At 69.7% G+C, this 16,384-nt stretch carries 17 protein-coding genes; 9 read left to right on the top strand and 8 right to left on the bottom strand.

The features are described 5' to 3' along the window. On the top strand, nucleotides 1-509 hold a 509-nt coding region (locus tag VME70_00695; GenBank protein HTW18712.1), incomplete at its 5' end, for an SDR family oxidoreductase. A 19-nt stretch (nucleotides 510-528) separates the two neighbouring features. Then, the gene (locus VME70_00690; GenBank protein HTW18711.1) at nucleotides 529-765 is read left to right on the top strand and encodes a DUF1272 domain-containing protein; all 237 of its coding nucleotides are present in this window, start codon (nucleotides 529-531) and stop codon (nucleotides 763-765) included. Nucleotides 766-780: 15 nt separating this feature from the next. On the opposite strand, the gene VME70_00685 is transcribed toward VME70_00690, so the two are convergent. Genes VME70_00685 through VME70_00675 form a run of 3 tightly spaced genes read right to left on the bottom strand, consistent with a single transcriptional unit; the run spans nucleotide 781 to nucleotide 3,977 of the window. Next, a complete protein-coding gene (locus tag VME70_00685; protein ID HTW18710.1) occupies nucleotides 781-1,539 on the bottom strand; it encodes a UDP-galactose-lipid carrier transferase in 759 nt (252 codons plus the stop codon). 10 nt (nucleotides 1,540-1,549) lie between these two features. Continuing rightward, nucleotides 1,550-3,658 carry a S9 family peptidase gene (locus VME70_00680; GenBank protein ID HTW18709.1) on the bottom strand — a complete coding sequence of 703 codons (2,109 nt, stop codon included), beginning with the start codon at nucleotides 3,656-3,658 and terminating at the stop codon, nucleotides 1,550-1,552. A gap of 28 nt (nucleotides 3,659-3,686) precedes the next feature. Continuing rightward, a complete protein-coding gene (locus tag VME70_00675; protein HTW18708.1) occupies nucleotides 3,687-3,977 on the bottom strand; it encodes a hypothetical protein in 291 nt (96 codons plus the stop codon). 68 nt (nucleotides 3,978-4,045) lie between these two features. Here VME70_00675 and VME70_00670 point away from each other — a divergent pair, with 68 nt between their 5' ends. The 4 genes from VME70_00670 (at nucleotide 4,046) to solA (ending at nucleotide 8,934) form a co-directional block, all read left to right on the top strand. Continuing rightward, entirely contained in the window at nucleotides 4,046-4,222 is a 177-nt protein-coding gene (locus tag VME70_00670) for a hypothetical protein (protein HTW18707.1), read from the top strand. Nucleotides 4,223-4,989: 767 nt separating this feature from the next. After that, the gene (locus VME70_00665; protein ID HTW18706.1) at nucleotides 4,990-6,627 is read left to right on the top strand and encodes an NAD(P)/FAD-dependent oxidoreductase; all 1,638 of its coding nucleotides are present in this window, start codon (nucleotides 4,990-4,992) and stop codon (nucleotides 6,625-6,627) included. A gap of 2 nt (nucleotides 6,628-6,629) precedes the next feature. Continuing rightward, nucleotides 6,630-7,763 (top strand): aromatic ring-hydroxylating dioxygenase subunit alpha, encoded by a 1,134-nt coding sequence (locus VME70_00660; protein HTW18705.1) that lies wholly within the window; start codon nucleotides 6,630-6,632, stop codon nucleotides 7,761-7,763. 7 nt (nucleotides 7,764-7,770) lie between these two features. Continuing rightward, nucleotides 7,771-8,934 carry an N-methyl-L-tryptophan oxidase gene (gene solA / locus VME70_00655; GenBank protein HTW18704.1) on the top strand — a complete coding sequence of 388 codons (1,164 nt, stop codon included), beginning with the start codon at nucleotides 7,771-7,773 and terminating at the stop codon, nucleotides 8,932-8,934. A gap of 82 nt (nucleotides 8,935-9,016) precedes the next feature. Here the strand turns inward: solA and VME70_00650 are convergent, their stop codons facing one another. Genes VME70_00650 through VME70_00640 form a run of 3 tightly spaced genes read right to left on the bottom strand, consistent with a single transcriptional unit; the run spans nucleotide 9,017 to nucleotide 12,678 of the window. Then, entirely contained in the window at nucleotides 9,017-9,646 is a 630-nt protein-coding gene (locus tag VME70_00650; protein ID HTW18703.1) for a TetR family transcriptional regulator C-terminal domain-containing protein, read from the bottom strand. A 22-nt stretch (nucleotides 9,647-9,668) separates the two neighbouring features. Continuing rightward, nucleotides 9,669-11,594, bottom strand: a complete 1,926-nt coding sequence (locus VME70_00645; GenBank protein ID HTW18702.1) for a CocE/NonD family hydrolase — start codon at nucleotides 11,592-11,594, stop codon at nucleotides 9,669-9,671. Further along, complete coding sequence (locus VME70_00640; protein ID HTW18701.1) at nucleotides 11,587-12,678, bottom strand: P1 family peptidase; 1,092 nt, start codon at nucleotides 12,676-12,678, stop codon at nucleotides 11,587-11,589. Before VME70_00640 ends, VME70_00645 begins: the two co-directional genes overlap by 8 nt. 35 nt (nucleotides 12,679-12,713) lie before the next feature. Between VME70_00640 and VME70_00635 the strand changes: the two genes are divergently transcribed. Next, on the top strand, nucleotides 12,714-13,772 hold the full coding sequence (locus tag VME70_00635) for a histone deacetylase family protein (GenBank protein HTW18700.1): 1,059 nt from the start codon (nucleotides 12,714-12,716) through the stop codon (nucleotides 13,770-13,772). Continuing rightward, complete coding sequence (locus VME70_00630; GenBank protein ID HTW18699.1) at nucleotides 13,772-14,278, top strand: histidine phosphatase family protein; 507 nt, start codon at nucleotides 13,772-13,774, stop codon at nucleotides 14,276-14,278. Before VME70_00635 ends, VME70_00630 begins: the two co-directional genes overlap by 1 nt. A gap of 9 nt (nucleotides 14,279-14,287) precedes the next feature. On the opposite strand, the gene VME70_00625 is transcribed toward VME70_00630, so the two are convergent. Beyond that, complete coding sequence (locus VME70_00625) at nucleotides 14,288-15,274, bottom strand: patatin-like phospholipase family protein (protein ID HTW18698.1); 987 nt, start codon at nucleotides 15,272-15,274, stop codon at nucleotides 14,288-14,290. A 47-nt stretch (nucleotides 15,275-15,321) separates the two neighbouring features. Then, entirely contained in the window at nucleotides 15,322-15,867 is a 546-nt protein-coding gene (locus VME70_00620) for a GNAT family N-acetyltransferase (GenBank protein ID HTW18697.1), read from the bottom strand. A gap of 108 nt (nucleotides 15,868-15,975) precedes the next feature. Here VME70_00620 and VME70_00615 point away from each other — a divergent pair. Then, nucleotides 15,976-16,384: hypothetical protein (locus VME70_00615; protein ID HTW18696.1), on the top strand; the 409-nt coding region annotated here is incomplete at its 3' end.

Below are 16,384 nucleotides of genomic sequence, written 5' to 3'. Positions count from 1 at the left end.
CCGGCATCTCCCCCGCCGACGACGACTCGATCCTGTCCACCGGCCTGGCGGCGTGGCAGCGGGTGCAGCAGGTCAACCTCACCTCGGTGTACCTGTGCTGCAAGTACGCGATCGAGCAGATGCTCGAGCATGGCGGCGGGTCGATCATCAACACGGCGTCGTTCGTCGCGGTGCTGGGTTCGGCGACGTCGCAGATCTCGTACACCGCCAGCAAGGGTGGGGTGCTGGCGATGAGCCGTGAGCTCGGTGTGCAGTTCGCCCGCGAGGGCATCCGGGTCAACGCGCTGTGCCCGGGTCCGGTCAACACCCCGTTGCTGAAGGAGCTGTTCGCGAAGGATCCGGAACGCGCGAACCGCCGGCTCGTGCACGTACCGATGGGACGCTTCGGTGAGGCTGAGGAGATTGCCGCCGCGGTGACCTTCCTCGCCAGCGACGATGCGTCGTTCATCACGGCGTCGACGTTCCTGGTGGATGGTGGGATCAGCGGCGCTTACGTGACGCCGCTGTAGGAGGTCCCGAGTGCTCGAGATGCGACCGAACTGCGAGTGGTGCGATCGCGACCTGCCGAACGGCTCACCCGAGGCAAGGATCTGCACGTTCGAGTGCACGTTCTGCGCCGGTTGCGTGGAGACCGCGCTCGGTGGCCGGTGCCCGAACTGCGGCGGAGATCTCGTCCTGCGCCCGACCCGGCCGGAGTCCGCGCTCGCCGACTTCCCGGTCTCGACCCAGCGCCACCTGCACGGCCCGCTCGCAGCGGACGGCTAGCTTTCGGCGTCGCCACTAGTGCGGCACGGTCAGGCCGTTCGCCTTCATTCCTCGCTCGATCGCGGCGTTGACGGTCTCGAGGACCTTGACCCTCGCCCAGCGCTTGCTCTCCGCCTCGACGATGGTCCACGGCGCACGATCGGTCGAGGTCTTCTCGACCATTTCCTCGACCGCCGTCTCGTAGTCGTGCCGCTTGCTGCGGTTGCGCCAGTCCTCGTCGGTCAGCTTCCAGCGCCGCAGCGGATCCTGCTGGCGTGACTCGAAGCGCTTCAGCTGCTCCGCGTCGGACAGGTGCAGCCAGAACTTCACCAGGACCACGCCTTCTTCGGACAAGGTGTGTTCGAACTCGTTGATCTCGCCGTACGCCCGTTGCCATTGGTGTTTGGTCGCGAAGCCCTCGACCCGTTCGACCAGCACGCGGCCGTACCAGGATCGGTCGAACACCGCCATGCCGCCCCACCCCGGCAGCGAGGGCCAGAACCGCCAGAGAAAGTGATGGCGCTTCTCGTCGTACGTCGGTGCGGCGAACTCGGCGACCCGCACGTGGCGCGGGTCCAGCGGAGCGACCAGCCGCTTGATGCAACCCCCCTTGCCGCTGGCGTCCCAACCTTCGAACACGACGCAGAGCGGTGGTCCCAGCTTCTTGGAGTCGTCGTACAGACCTCCGCAGATCAGCCTGAGCTCAAGCAGCCTGCGCTGCGCGACAGTCAGCCGCTCCGCCTCCTCGGCGGCCGACAGCTTCAACGACAGGTCGACGCCATCAAGCACGCTCACGGCAGGAACGTTAGCCCGCAACCAGCTCGGTCGCGTCGAGCTCCTCGAGGATGAAGCTGAGGATCTCCGCCTGGTAACGCAGCCGGTCGTAGCGACCGGACGGCCCGCCATGAGACGCACTGCCGAGCGCGGGACGGAACAGCAGAACGCTGTCGTCCGTAGCGGTCGCGCGCAACCGGGCCACCCACCGTGCGGGTTCGTGGATCATCACGCGGGAGTCGTTGACGCTGCCGGTTGCCAACAGGGCCGGGCGCGGGCCGTCCGGCATGTTGTCGTACGGCGAGTACGACAACATGTAGGCGAAGTCATCCGGCGTGCGTGGGTCGCCCCACTCGTCCCATTCGCCGATCGTCAGCGGTGTCGACGGGTCGAGCATGGAGGTGACGACGTCGACGAACGGCACCTCGGCGATGATCGCGCGCCAGCGCTGCGGCGCGATCGACAGGACCGCACCCTGCAACAACCCGCCCGCGGACGCGCCGCGGCCCGCGATCCGGCTGCCATCCACGATCTTCTGCTGGTCCAGCGCGTCGGCGGCCGCGATGAAGTCGGTGAACGTCGTGCGCTTGCGCAACAGCCGGCCCTGCTCCCACCAGTGACGACCGCCTTCGCCGCCGCCCCGGATGTGCGCGATCGCATACACCGCTCCACGGTCCAGCAGGCAGGCGAACTTCGGGTCGAAATACGGGTCGATCACGGCCTCGTAGGAGCCATAGCCGTACAGCAGGCACGGTGCGCTGCCGTCGATCGCGACATCAGCCCGATGCGCGATCGTCACCGGGATCTCGACCCCGTCCGGTGCGGTGGCCATGATGCGCGACGTGCGGTAGTCGGCCGCGTCGTACGACGGCACTGCGGCGGTCATGACGTGGCGGCGTTCGCCGGAGGCGAGGTCGATCTCCCACCAGGCCGGCGGCTCGATCAGGGACTCGACCATGACGGTCACGGACCCACTGTCGAACCGGTCGCGAACCGGCTCGTGCCCTTCGTCGTGACAGGCCACCATGATCGTCCCTGCCGGGACGCCGGGCTGCTCGTCGCGGAACGCGTCGCGGGCGACGTCGAGGACTCGCACCAGCGCGGCACCGTCACGACGCAGGCTGAGCACCAGATGCCCCTTGAACGCATCGACCTGCGTGAGACGTTCGGCCGGGTCCGGCGCGACGACCTCGATCCAGTTCTCGGCTTCGGAGGACTCGACCGGCGCGCGCATCAGCCGGAACTCGGTCCCGCCGTCGTTCGTGACGATGTAGAGCTCCCCACCGTCGTCGCCCGGCATGTGGTCCAGCGAGTACTCGATGCCCGAGCGCCGCGCCGCGACGAGCGTGGGCTGCGCCGCAAGGTCGCCGGTCGAGACCAGCCAGATCTCCGACGTGTCGCGATTCTCGGTGGTGATGACGGCGTACTCACCGGAACGAGTTGCCGCAACCATGACGTCGAACCGTTCGTCGGTTTCCTCGAAGACGAGGTCGTCGTCCGACGCCGGCCGCCCGATCTCGTGTCGCATCACCTGGTACGGCCGGTAGGCGGCATCGTGGACGACGTACAGCAGCGACTTCGAGTCTGCGCTCCACGCACAGCCGTAGTAGCTGCGGGGTACGACGTCGGCGAGGTCGCGGCCGGTGGTCAGGTCCCTGATCCGCAGCTCGTAGACCTCGTCGCCGTCCAGGTCCACCGAGTAGGCAAGAAGTGTGCCGTCGGGACTTACCTCGCGAACGCCCAGCGCGGCGTAGTCGGATCCCTCCGCGATCACGTTGAGATCGAGCAGCACCTCGGGTTCCGCCGCGCCCTCGACCCCTGGTCGGCGCAGGAACTGCGGGTACTGCGCGCCCGGCACCGTCCGGGTCGAGTAGCGCGACCCGCCCTGGACCGACGTCGGGGACTCCTCCGATGCCGGCACCCGGCCCACCATCTCCTTGAAAAGGGTGTCCTGAAGCGCAGCGGTGTGCGCGGTGCGCGCGTCGTAGTACTCGCGCTCGGCGGCGAGGTACTCGAGCAGGGCGGCACGGTCGTGGCGCATCCACTCGTAGTCGTCGGTAGTGGTGGTGCCGTGCAGCTCGCGAGTGGTCGGTTCCTGCTTCGCGACCGGCGGGTGCGCCGGCTTCGTGCCTTCGCTCATGCTGGCAACCTAGCGCCAACCGCTCCGGTCAGGTCAGGCGGAAACTGCTGATCAAGGATGTGATTCCGCTGTCGGCCGTTCCGGTGGTCCCGACCGTGAGGATGCCGAGCTCCGATCCGGTCGACTCGAGGACCTGGGTCGTGTTGACGGTGATCGTGCCACCGTTGGGTAGCTGCAGCGGGAGTTGGTACCGCAGTTCCTCCGCGGTTGTGCCGCCGGCGGTGACGGTCGACTCGTGCACGTGCTTCGCGCCGGCCTGCTTCACCTCCGTGGCGGTGGCTCCGGCGGCGGCGTTTGCCGGGACGGAGGTCGTGGCCACGAGCACGTTGGCGCTCCGTGGTGAAGCCGTCCGGGTTGACGGGACCGTAGGCGAAGAAGCGCAGGGCGTTGTTCTGGGCGCTGCTCTTCAGCTTTTGGATTGCCGCCGCCAGCTGGGGATTCGACTGGGCCACCGACTGGTCGGCCTTTGCCAGCGCTGACGCAGTGGTGGACACGACAGTCCATCCGCTCGGCGCCGTGATCGAGATCCCGCGGGAGTTCACGACGGTGGACCCGTTGGCCTGAACCGTGCCTGTGGCCGAGGAGACCGACCGGTGGGTCCACCAGAAGATGCCGCCCGCGATGACCACCACCGCAGCGGCGACCGCGACAACGATGATCCACGAATGCGATCCGCGCGGCTGCGCAGCGGCGTACCCGAATGGCTGTTGGCCCAGCGGTGGCGGGTAGCCGGACGCCTCGTACGCCGACGTGGTCGGCGCCGGAGGTAGTGGCACCGCTGAACCAGGTGGGTCCCAAGCGGCGGGCGGTGCGGCCGCGGGTGCCGCCGGTGCGAGTGCCTGCGCGGGCGGCGCAGCGTACGCAACACCGGCACCCAGTAGCGCAGGCACCGGAGGCTCAGTGACCGCCGGGGTAGGCGCGGCGCCGGCGGACGGAAGGGCCGCGATGGCGTCAGCGGGCGCAGGGGCGGACGCGGCATCCACCGGTGGTGCAGGCGGCGCCGCGGGCGGGGCGGCTGCGGTCGCGGGTGCTTCGGACGCCGACGGCAGCCGGCCGAGGCCGCACTCCGGGCAGACCTGCTGCGAGTCGAGGAGTGGGTGACCGAGCGCGCATTCCGATGCCGACATCGTTCCCCTCACCGGTGCGGTAGCGCCGGAACTAGCGACCAACGGCACTATCGTCGTGAAACCGGACACACTTGAACAGTTCGCGATGAGGCGATCGTGGCGCGGTCGGCGCGTCCGGCGCAGGTTACGGCTTTCCTTCTGCGCCGCGACGGGGCATCCTTACTGACTAGCGAGTCAGTAACGGTTTCCCTTGGAGGTCGATCGGTGCCAGCACGGACAGGTCCGAACAGCTACGACGCGATCATCGTCGGCGGCGGTCACAACGGCCTGGTCGCGGCCGCCTACCTGGCCCGCGAGGGCCTTCGCACCGTGGTGTGCGAGGCCCGCCCGGTCGTGGGCGGCGCGGCGGTCACCGAGCAGCCGTTCGGTCCGGACTTCAACGTCACGTCGCTGTCCTACGTCGTCAGCCTGCTGCCCCCCCGGTTGGTCCAGGATCTCGATCTGGTCCGTCACGGCTACCACGTCTTCCCGCAGGGTCCGTACTTCGCTCCGCGGGCCGATGGTCGCTACCTCCAGCTGCCCGACGATCGGTCGACTCGCTACGAGCGGGTCGCTGAGTTCTCGGCCGCCGACGCGGCCGCGATGCGGCGCTACGACGCCTGGCTCGACGACCTGGCGACGGTGCTCGCGCCGATGCTCGACGAGATCCCGCCGAAGCTCGGCTCCCGCCGGCCGCAGGATCTGGTCGAGCAGCTCAAGCTGCTCAAGCACCTTCGCGGGTTCGACACCCGTCGCGCGGTGGAGGTCACGCGGCTGTTCACCATGAGCATCGCCGACCTGCTCGAGGACTACTTCGTCTCGGATCCGGTCAAGGGCGTGCTGTCGGTGAGCGGCGTCATCGGAACCTGGGCCGGACCCCGATCGGCGGGAACGGCGTACGTCATGGCCCATCACCACATCGGCGACATCGGCGGCGGGCAGGTCGGCGCGTGGGGATTCCCGCGCGGCGGAATGGGTGGCGTCAGCAAGGCGCTGGCCGAAGCGGCGAAGTCCTTCGGTGCAGAGATTCGTACGTCGTCGCCGGTGGCCCGGATCGTCGCCGACGGTGGCGCGGTGCGCGGTGTGGTGCTCGAGGGCGGCGACGAGCTCGGCGCCCCGATCGTCGTCACGACGGCACACCCGGTGATCTCGTTCCTGCGGCTGATCGACCGCGATGCGCTGCCGGCCGATTTCGTCACGGACATCGAGCGTTGGAAGTCGCGGTCAGGCACGGTCAAGGTGAACCTCGCGCTGGACCGGCTTCCGGTATTCGCCAGCCATCCCGAGTTCGACCCGCAGATCCATGGCGGCACGATCGTCCTTGCCGAGTCGCTGGAGGATGTCGAGACCGCCTTCCAGGAGGCGGTCGCCGGCCAGCCGAGCAGTCGACCGTTCGCGGATGTCTGCATCCCGTCGGTGTTCGACGACTCCCTCGCGCCCGAGGGCAAGCATGTGATGTCGATGTTCACGCAGTGGGTGCCGCATCAGTGGTCGGAAGAACCGCACCTCGAAGACCTCGATGCGCATGCCGACCGGGTGGTTGCCCGGATGGAGGCGGTGGCGCCGGGCTTCACCGAGTCGATCCTGCACCGCCAGGTCATCGGGCCGTACCAGATGGAGCACGAGTACAACCTGATCGGCGGCAACATCTTCCACGGCGAGCTGTCCTCGGCGCAGCTGTTCCACACGCGGCCGGCCGCGGGTTACGCCGACCTGCGGACTCCGCTGCGCGGCCTCTACCAGGCCGGGTCCGCGACCCACGGAGGCGGCGGTGTCACCGGCATCCCGGGGCACAACGTGGTGCGGCAGATCCTCAAGGATCGCCGCCGTGCCGCCACTCGCGAGAAGCTGCGGTTGGGGTAGCGATGCCGGCGCTGCAGCCCGCGCTGCCGAAGCAGCACTACATCGATGCGGCCAGCTTTCGCACCGAGGTCGATCGGGTGCTGGCTCGGGAGTGGACCTGCGTCGGTCGCGTTGCGGACCTGGGCCTCACAGCGCGGGAGCGGATCGCGGTCATCGACGTGCTCGGCGAGAGCGTGCTGGTTGCCAGCACCGGGGACGGCCGCCTGGCGGCGTACTACAACGTGTGCCGGCATCGCGGCTCGCAGCTCTTTCCGGTCCGGCCCGACGAGCCGACGCCCGCGACGCGGTCGGCGAAGGCGATTCGTTGCCCGTACCACTCGTGGACCTACGGCCTTGACGGCGGCTTGCTGCGCGCACCGCACACCGAGGACGTCAGCGACTTCGACGCCGGCTGCTTCGGCCTGCATCGGGTCGGCGTCACAGCGTGGTGCGGATTCCTGTTCGTGCATCTCACGCCCGATCAGGCTGCGCCGCTCGAGGCGGAGCTGGCGGAGATCGGCGAGCGGATCCGCCGGTATCCGCTGGCGGCTCTGGTCACCGGCCACCGGATGACGTACGACGTCGCGGCGAACTGGAAGCTGATCGCGGAGAACTACAACGAGTGCTACCACTGCGCGGGCGTGCATCCCGAGCTCTGCCGGCTGGTGCCCGCCTTCGGCCACGGCGGGCAGGGCCTGGAGTGGGAGAGCGGCATCCCGCACCGTGAGGGAGCGTGGACGTTCACCACGACCGGAACATCGGACCGCGCGCCGTTTGCGGACCTCGACGAAGACGAACGCGTGCGGCACAAAGGCGAGCTGGTCTACCCGAACCTGATGCTGTCTCTCTCGGCGGACCACGTCGCCGCGTTCACCTTGCGACCCATGACGCACGACCGCACGGTCATCGACTTCGAGCTGCTCTTCGCCGCCGAGGAGGTCGCGCGGCCCGGCTTCGACGCGACCGATGCCGCGGAGTTCTGGGACCTGGTCAACCGGCAGGACTGGGCGATCTGCGAGTCGGTCCAGCGCGGCATGTCCTCGCGCGCCTACCAGCAGGGGTGGTTCGCGCCGATGGAGAACGAGAGCCTCGACATTCGGCGCTGGCTACTGACCCGGCTGGCCGGCGACGGCGAGCACGGGCCGGCGGGCGAGTGACGCGCCGGTGACCGAGACCGCTGATGTCGCCGTCATCGGCCTCGGCGCACTGGGAAGCGCGACGGCCTACCGCTTGGCCGGCCGCGGGCTGAAGGTGGTCGGGTTCGAGCAGTTCGCACTCGGCCACAACCGTGGTGCGTCGCACGACACGTCGCGGATCCTGCGGCGCAGCTATCACACGCCCGGCTACGTGCGGCTCGCCGGCGAGGCGTACGACGACTGGGCCGAGCTGTCAGCGGCGGTCGGTGAGCCGCTGGTCACGGTCACCGGCGGGCTCGACCTGTTCCCACCGGACCCGGCGATCCCGATGGCCGACTACGTGGCGAGCCTGGCCGCCTGCTCGGTCCCGTACGAGGTGCTCGACGATCAGCAGGTCCTCGATCGATGGCCGCGGGTTCGGCTTCCGGACGGTGGTCGGGCCCTGTTCCAGGCCGACACCGGCATCGTGCACGCGGCGCGCACGGTGGCGGCGCTGCAACGCGCCGCGGTCGCGGTCGGCGCCGAGCTGCGCGAGGAAACGCGGGCGCGCGTGTGCAAGGCGGGCGGCGGCGGTGTCGAGATCGAGACCGCCTCGGGTCTGCTTCACTGCGACCGCGTCGTCGTTACTGCCGATGCATGGACCAACAACGCCATCGAGCGGCTCGGAGTGCAGCTTGCACTGACGGTCACCCAGGAGCAGGTCAGCTACTTCGTCCCTGACGACCCCGAACATTTCGGGCCGGGGCAGTTTCCGGTCTGGATCTGGATGGACGAGCCGAGCTTCTACGGCTTTCCGACGTACGCCGGAAACCTGGTCAAGGCTGGTCAGGACGTCGGTGGTCGAGTGACCACGGGGGACACGCGCGGGTTCGAACCCGATCCGGCGAACCTGGCGCAGCTGGCCGCGTTCATGCGCCGAACCTTTCCGGGCAGTGCGGGCGAGGTCGATCACAGCGTGACCTGTCTCTACACGTTGACGCCGGACCGGGACTTCGTGATGAGCCCGCTGCCGGATCATCCGGAGGTGGTCGTCGGGCTCGGTGCGGGACATGGCTTCAAGTTCACGCCGACCTTCGGCCGGATCCTGACCGACCTCGCCGTGGATGGCGCAACGACGAGCGACGTCAGCGCGTTCGGCATCGACCGGCCCGCCATGACCGATCCCGACTACCCCGCGAGCTGGCTGGTCTGATCGCTGACCCGACCCCAAAACTCCTCGCTGATCTTGACGTTGGAGGCGCAGAACTCGCGTTTGTGCGCCTCCAACGTCAAGATCACGAACGCCGGCGGGCGGGTTCGGCGAGGCGGTCCGCCGGGATGCCCACTTCGGCGGCGACGACGCCGCGGATCCACCGTGCCCGCGTGCTGGTGCCGATCAGGCCGGCGTGGACGGTCGAGGAGATCGCCAGACCGTCGATCAACGCGATGATCCGCCAGGCCGCGCCGTCGGGGTCCGGGCAGCAGAACTCGCTGGTGGCCACGCCCTCGGCGATGATCTCGGCGACGGTCGTCTTCCACTGCACGTCGAGCCGCCGCGACACGGCCTGCAGCTCGGGCACGCGCAGCGCGGCCGCCCAGGCCTCGATCCACAGCCGCCACGCCGGCGTCGGGGTCCGGCTCGGCCCGTAGAGCGCGAGCACTCGACTCAGCCGCCCGGCCGCACCGGCTCGCGAGGCTCGGATCCGCGCGAGCCGGGCAAGGTCCTGCTCGGCCGCATAGTTGAACGCCTCCGACAGCAGCCGGTCCTTGGACTCGAAGTGGTAGAACACCAGCGCCGTGCTGACGTTCAGCGCTTTCGCGACGTCGACGACCCGGGTGTTGGCGAAGCCGCGCTCGGCGATCTGGTCGACCGCTGCGCGCAGGATCTCCTCGCGGCGGACGTCGACCGCACGCCGGGCTGCCATCAGCGCACCGTCCGGACCGCGGTCATCCGAGATCCCGTGCAATGGTCCGGGTCCAGGAACGCTCGGCAAAGACGTCCGCACCGTCGTGACACACGAGTTCGATGCGTACGTCGAAATCCGTTGCGGTTACAGCGATTTCAACGGTTGCGTCGGTCCGGACCTCGACGTCCGCCCAACGCAGCCCGTAGCTCGCCCGGCTGGATACGTGTTGTTCGAATGATCGGGTGTCGACGCTCACCCGGCCCTGGTAGCGCTCGCTGCACGCGACGCCGTCCTCGTCGTACGACGACCCGTGGTCGACGACGCAGGCGGTCTCGCGGCGCAACACGTCGTGCTCGACCCGCCAGGTCACCTCGGTGGACTCATGCGGGACGTCCGAGCTCGGTGTCAGCACCGGTGCCGCGCACGAAGACGGTCCGGCGACCGTGGGCAGGTGAAGCATGCAGCCGTCCAGGTGCAACGTCAGTGTCACGGGTGCCGGCGGCGCAACCGTGTTCGGCCAGTCCGTGCCGCTGACGGACAACCGCAACCGGTGGCCGGGGTCGAACCGCCACGAGGTCGCCTCGAGCTCGACAGTCACGTCCACTGCCTGCCCGGGCGGGAGCGGTTCCGGGTGCTCGAGCCCGTTGCGGCGGGTGAGGTTGAGCACCCCGCGGGTGATGAGGGCCGAGCGACCGTCGGGAAACACGTCGCACAGCCGGACCGCGAGGCTCGCGACAGGGACGTCGGCGCTGACGCGAGCCGCCAGCCGCGGATGGCCCAGGATCTCGAGGTCGTCGGCCGGCCACTCCCAGGTCAGCGACTGCGCGTCGTCGCGACGTTGGTCGTACGGCTGGCCCCACGGCAGGTGCCCGGCGCAGGAGATCCAGCCCGCCGTGCCTGTATCCGGCAGCACGACATGCGTGGCGGTGCCGGTGCCGAGCGCACGGACGTCATCGGAGATCCGGTCGAGCGGCCAGCCGGGCTCGTTCCGCCACTCGCCGGCGACCACGTCGAGGTCCGGCTCGGGCAGGCTCGACCGCCGGGCGAACAGCGTGATCGGAGGCTCGTCCTCGATGCCGTTGCCGACGTCCCGCAGCCAGCGGTCCCACCAGCGGACCAGCTCCGGCACCAGGTCGATCCGCGGCCCGGGCAACGCACTACTGGTCGCCGCATGGCTCCAGGGACCGAGCAGCAGCCGATGCGGCACGCCCGCCGACGACAGCGCTTCGATGGTGCGGAAGGTGTTGTTGCGGTAGCCGTCGGCCCAGCCGCCGACCAGCATCGTGGGGATCCGGATCCGGTCATAACCGGGCCGCACCGAGCCTTGCCGCCAGTAGCCGCCGTCTCGTTGCTCCTCGAGCCAGCGCAGCAACCAGGGCTCGGTCCGCTCGATCCGTTCGCGCCACAGCTCGCGCCAGCCCTCACCCACCAGCTCGGGCACGGGGGGCAACGCATTCATCGCGATCATGTACGTCGGGTAGTCGACGATATCGAGCAAGCGCAGCAGGCCACCCATGTAGTGCACGTCGTCGGTGTAGCGGTCGTCGCTGGCATAGATCGCGATGACCGCCTTCAGCGCGGGCGGGTTCGTCGCGGCGAGGTGCAGCGAGTTGAAGCCGCTGTACGACGTGCCGTACATCCCCACTGCGCCCGTGCACCAGGGCTGGCCGGCAATCCACGCGATGACGTCGTTGAGGTCGTCCTGCTCCTGAGCGGGGTACTCATCGGTGGCGACGCCGGTCGAGGAGCCGGTGCCGCGAACGTCGACCCGCACGACGGCGTACCCGTGCTCGTCGCGAAGCCGCACGTACTCCGGCCGATAGCCGGCGGTCAGGTCGTCCTTGCGGTACGGCAGTGCCTCGAGGATGGCCGGGGCGGGGCCACCGCCGGGAAGGAAGAGTGAGGCCGCGAGGCGAGCGCCGTCCCGCATCGGGATCCAGACCCGATCGACGCGGCCGTCACCCATCGGCGGCTTCGGCGGCATGTGCCGCCACAACGAGCTCGCGGACGGCAGCGAAGGGCAGCGCGTACGACGTGTTGCCGTCGCGGCCGACGACGGTCCGGGCGGCGAGCATGCTGTTGAGTGCCGCTTCCTCGGTCGCGTCGACGACTGCCTCGAAGTAGGGATCGAGCATCCAGCCGGTGAGCGGGATGCCGGCCGGTGGTGCGCCGCGTTCCGCGCGAAGCCCGGTCGCGACCGCGAGGAAGATCTCGCCCGAGCCGTTAGACGCCGTGCTGCCGAGGCGGGCCAGGCCGAGCCCGCAGCGCCGGGCTAGCCGCTCGCATCCGATCGGGTCGATCGGCGCGTCCGTGACGACCACGACGATGCACGACCCGGCCGGCCGGGGCGGTCCGTCCGCGCCGGGATCCGGCAACAGCCTGCCGACCGGCACGCCGGCGACGGTCAGCCGGTGCCGATCGCCGAAGTTCGTCATGGTGAGCACCGCGACCGTGTTGCCGTCCGGCAGCCGTCGCGACGCAGTGCCGATGCCGCCCTTGTAGCCGAGCGCGCTCATGCCAGTGCCCGACCCGACGGCACCCTCGTTGAACGCTGATCCACCCGCTGACTCCCGGGAGGCGCGGAGTGCGGAGCGGACGTCGTCGATGGTGACGCGTACTCGCCGCGGGTCGGAAAGGAAGCTGTCGTCGCACTCGGCCACGACCGGGATCGTGACGTCATCGACGCCGATCAACGGCTCTTCCTCGACCAGCAGGGCGACCGCTGCGTCGTACACCCGGCCCATCTGCATGGTCGACGTGAGGAAGATCGGCGTCTCGATGCCGCCGCACTCTCGGATCGCGGTGATGCCCGTGCACTCGCCGCAGCCGTTGAGCACCGCAGCGCCGGCGGGGATGGGGTGGGTGAACGCGTTGCCGCCGATGTCGAGCACGGTGACCCCGGTACGAGCGACGCCGTCGCCGGCTGGCGGCGGTGGGTCGTCGCGCCAGATCGTGGCGTGGCCGAAACCGACACCTGGCACGTCGAGGACGGAGTTCGTCGGGCCAGTGGGCAGCTGGCCGATACTGATTCCCAAGTCAGCAACACGCACGCGCCCAGCATGCCGTCCGGAAGGGGTCGTTGACCATGACTGTGCGGGTTCCGGTGGTGAGCAGCGACGACTGCCTGCGCCATGACCCCGCGGCGGAGATCTGGGTGGGCGTTCGTACGCCGGGCACCGAGGTGGCCGAAAGGGTCACGGTCATCCGCGCGGCCACCGAGGCGGCGGGTGCGACCCAACTGGCCGCCGTGCGTTGTGAGGACCGGATCCTGAAGCGTGTGCACAGCAACGAGCTGCTCGACTACCTGGCGACCGCGTGGGAGCGCTGGGTCGCGGCCGGCTTCCCGGAGCAGTCGGGTCAGGACCGGGTCGTCCCCTATGTCTTTCCGACTGCCGCGCTGCTCGCCGGGCTACCGGCGCGCGAACCGGCCGCCGCGCATGCGCGGGCCGGTCGCTACTGCTACGACACGATGACCCTCATCGGGCCGGGCACCTGGGAGGCCGCGCGCGCCGCGGTGGACGTGGCGGCCACCGCGGCACGTCTCGTTGCGGCCGGCCAGCCCATGGTCCTCGGCCTCTGCCGCCCGCCCGGCCACCACGCGACCAGGGACGGTTTCGGCGGTTCGTGCTACCTCAACAATGCCGCCGTCGCGGCCGAGGTCTTGCTCGAGGTCGGCGCGGAACGGGTGGCGGTGGTGGACATCGACGCCCATCACGGCAACGGCACCCAGGCGCTCTTCTACGACCGCGCCGACGTCTTCTACTCGTCACTGCACGTCGATCCCGGCGCGGGCTGGTTCCCGCACTACGCCGGGTTCGCCGACGAGCGCGGACGCGGTGCCGGTGCCGGCACCACACTCAACCTCCCGTTGGCACCGGGCACCGAGGACACCGGTTGGCTTCGCGCTCTTCTCGAGATTCGCAGTGCAGTGGAGGACTACAGCCCGGATGCCATGGTGCTGTCGCTCGGTGTCGACGCGGCAGCAGGTGACCCGGAGAGCCCGCTCGGGGTGACCCGGGACGGGTTCCGGCAGGCCGGCGAGCTGCTGTCCGGCCTTGCCCCGTGCGTCGGCGTACTGGAAGGTGGCTACGACCTGGGCGCGATCGGCGACCTGGTGTGCGCGGTGCTCGAGGGGATGGCGTGATGGCGGAGCGGCGGCTGATCGTCATTCGGCACGCCAAGGCGGTTCAGGGCGACGCTGACCACGAGCGCCCGCTGGCGGACCGCGGGTTCAAGGACGCGGCGGCGATCGGTGCATTGCTCGCCGGGTCCGGCCTGGTTCCGGACCGGGTCGTCGTGTCGACCTCGTTGCGGACCCGCCAGACCTGGGAGACCGCCGCGAACGCCGTGGCCGGTGACCCGGAAGTTGTTGCGGATCACCGGATCTACGTCAACACCGTTGGCGGGTTGCTGGCCATCGTGCACGAGACGCCGGTCCACGTGGACGTCTTGGCTCTCGTCGGCCACAACCCGTCGATGGCCGAGCTGGTGAACCGGCTCGACGACGGCTCGGGCGATGCCGCCGCGTTGCAGGCGCTGGACAAGGCGTTTCGCACGAGCGGGGTTGCGGTGTTCGGCGTGAACGGTGACTGGGTCGAGCTCGGCCTGGGCGATGCCCGCCTGATCAGCTACGCCGTCGCGCGCGGATGAGCTGACTGCTCAGGCCTGCGAGGCGGTCGCAAGAGCCATCGCCTGATGGACCGAGGCCTCGCCCGACTCGCCACCGAGCTTGAGCCGCACCGCGTTGTTCGTGAGCGAGCGAATGCCATAACCGCGCAGCGGCCGCAGGCCCAGAACCCGCGCGCCACCGCGACGGACCAGGCCGGCGATCAGCGCCGTGGACTCCTGGTGGAGCCGGCCGCGTTGCGCCATCGCTTTGGCCAGGCCCGGTGCAAGCCGGTTCAGATGCGCCCGCATCGGCGGCGTCACCCGGCTGGAAGGGGACAGCCGTTCCTCGGGTGCGCGCGCGAGCAGGGCGAGCACGTGCGTGGCGCCGCCGTCGATCGCGCGCGCAACCGGAAGCGGATCGGTGACGAACCCGTCCACCCAGCGCCGCCCGTGCAGCTCGACCGGAGGCCCGGCCCAGAACGGGATCCGCGCCGAGGCGAGTAGCGCCTGCCGCCAGTCGCTCTCGGTGCGAAGATCCGCGAGAACGCTCGCTGAAAGTGTGTCCAGCGCGGTCGCCACCGGGTGCAACGGAAGGTCGGACTCGAGCAGCCAGTTCCACTGGAAGCCGTGCTTGTCGATCATCACGGTGTCCAGCAGGAAGTCGAGCGAGACCAGCGGGCCGCGGCCGGCGAGCATCCGGCCGAAGTCGACGAACGCGCCGGGCGCCAGGTCGTCGTAGTAGGCGCGGGCGAGGTGGTCGGTACGCCGGGACACCAGACCGGTGCCGGTGAACGCGCCGGCCGACACCGCGAAGACCTCGTCGAGGCAGTCGCGCAGTCCGAGTGCGCCGATCGCGCGCGTCATGCCGCCGGTGTAGACCCCACGCATGCCGCCGCCCTCGATCACCAACGCGACGCGATGTCCGTCATCGTGGTGGCCGGGCAAGGTGCCGGCTCGGCGGCGCTGGAGCAGAACCGACAACACGTCGAGATCTCCGACGGCGAACGGACGACGAACGCACGCCTGGCCATCGCCCATGCGGCGTGAGCGTATCGCCACTCCCTCTGGAGAACCCCCCGATGCGCTCAGGAAAGCGACTTGGCGAGCACTTCGAACGCGAGGTCGGCCCGGCGCGGCAGGCCGAAGCGCTCGTCGCCGTGCGGGAACGGCCGCAGCTCGCCGGTCGCGGTGTACCCCCGCCGCTTGTACCACGCGATCAGGTCGCGGCGCTGGGTGATCACGGTCATGTGCATCGTTCGGGCACCGAACTCGTCACGGGCGATGCGTTCCGCCTCGGCGAGCACGGCGCGACCCAGCCCCGAACCCTGATCGACGGGTGACACCGCGAACATCCCGAAGTAGCAGATCTCACCGGCACGCCGCTCGAGCTGGCAACAGGCCAGTAACCGGTCATTCGGGGCAAAACCCAGCAGAAGCAGCGAGTCGTTCGCGTCGACGATCGCCCGGACCGCTGCGGGATCCGTTCGTTGCCCGTCGAGGAGGTCGGCCTCGGTGGTCCATCCGACCCGGCTGGCATCACCGCGGTACGCCGACTCAACGAGCGCGACGACCGCATCGACATCGTCCGCGGTCGCCGGCCGGTAGGCCAGGTCCGCGGGGTCGTCCGTCACGAGCCCAGACGCTATGTCACGCGCGCCGGTGTAACGCAATCCGCTGCTCGTCCGCTGTTGCAGGTGACAGCGTCCCGCCCGACCGGGCAGGCACAGAGAGGGAACTCGATGACGTCAATGCTCGCTCGCCGTACGGCGGTCGTAGCGGCAACCGCGGCGGTGGCCTTCAGCGGCATCGCGTTGGCCGGCAGCGCCGTGACCGCGAACGCAGCCGCCAAGGCTCATACATCACTGTCCATCCGGATCGGCCGGGCCGCCATCAACCCCGGCGGAAGCGACACCGTGTCCGGACAGCTCCGCTCCTGGAAGGGCGGCGTGGCCGGCCACTGGATCGAGCTGCTCGACAAGCCGAAGGGCACCACGACGTGGAGCAAGCTCGCGGCGCATCGCGCCGGGCGGCACGGCTTCATCAGCTTCGAGGTGACTCCGAGCGTCACCACCCGTTACGTGCTGGCGTTCGCCGGAAACAAGCGTGAGCGCGCCTCCCGCAGCGCGGTCGGCACGGTCCGCGTTCTCG

It is taken from the genome of Mycobacteriales bacterium, assembly GCA_035504215.1.
In the GTDB taxonomy this organism is placed as follows: Bacteria; Actinomycetota; Actinomycetes; order JAFAQI01; family JAFAQI01; genus DATAUK01.
The sequence above is the reverse complement of the archived record's forward strand: the minus strand, read 5'-3'. Positions and strand labels throughout refer to the sequence as shown.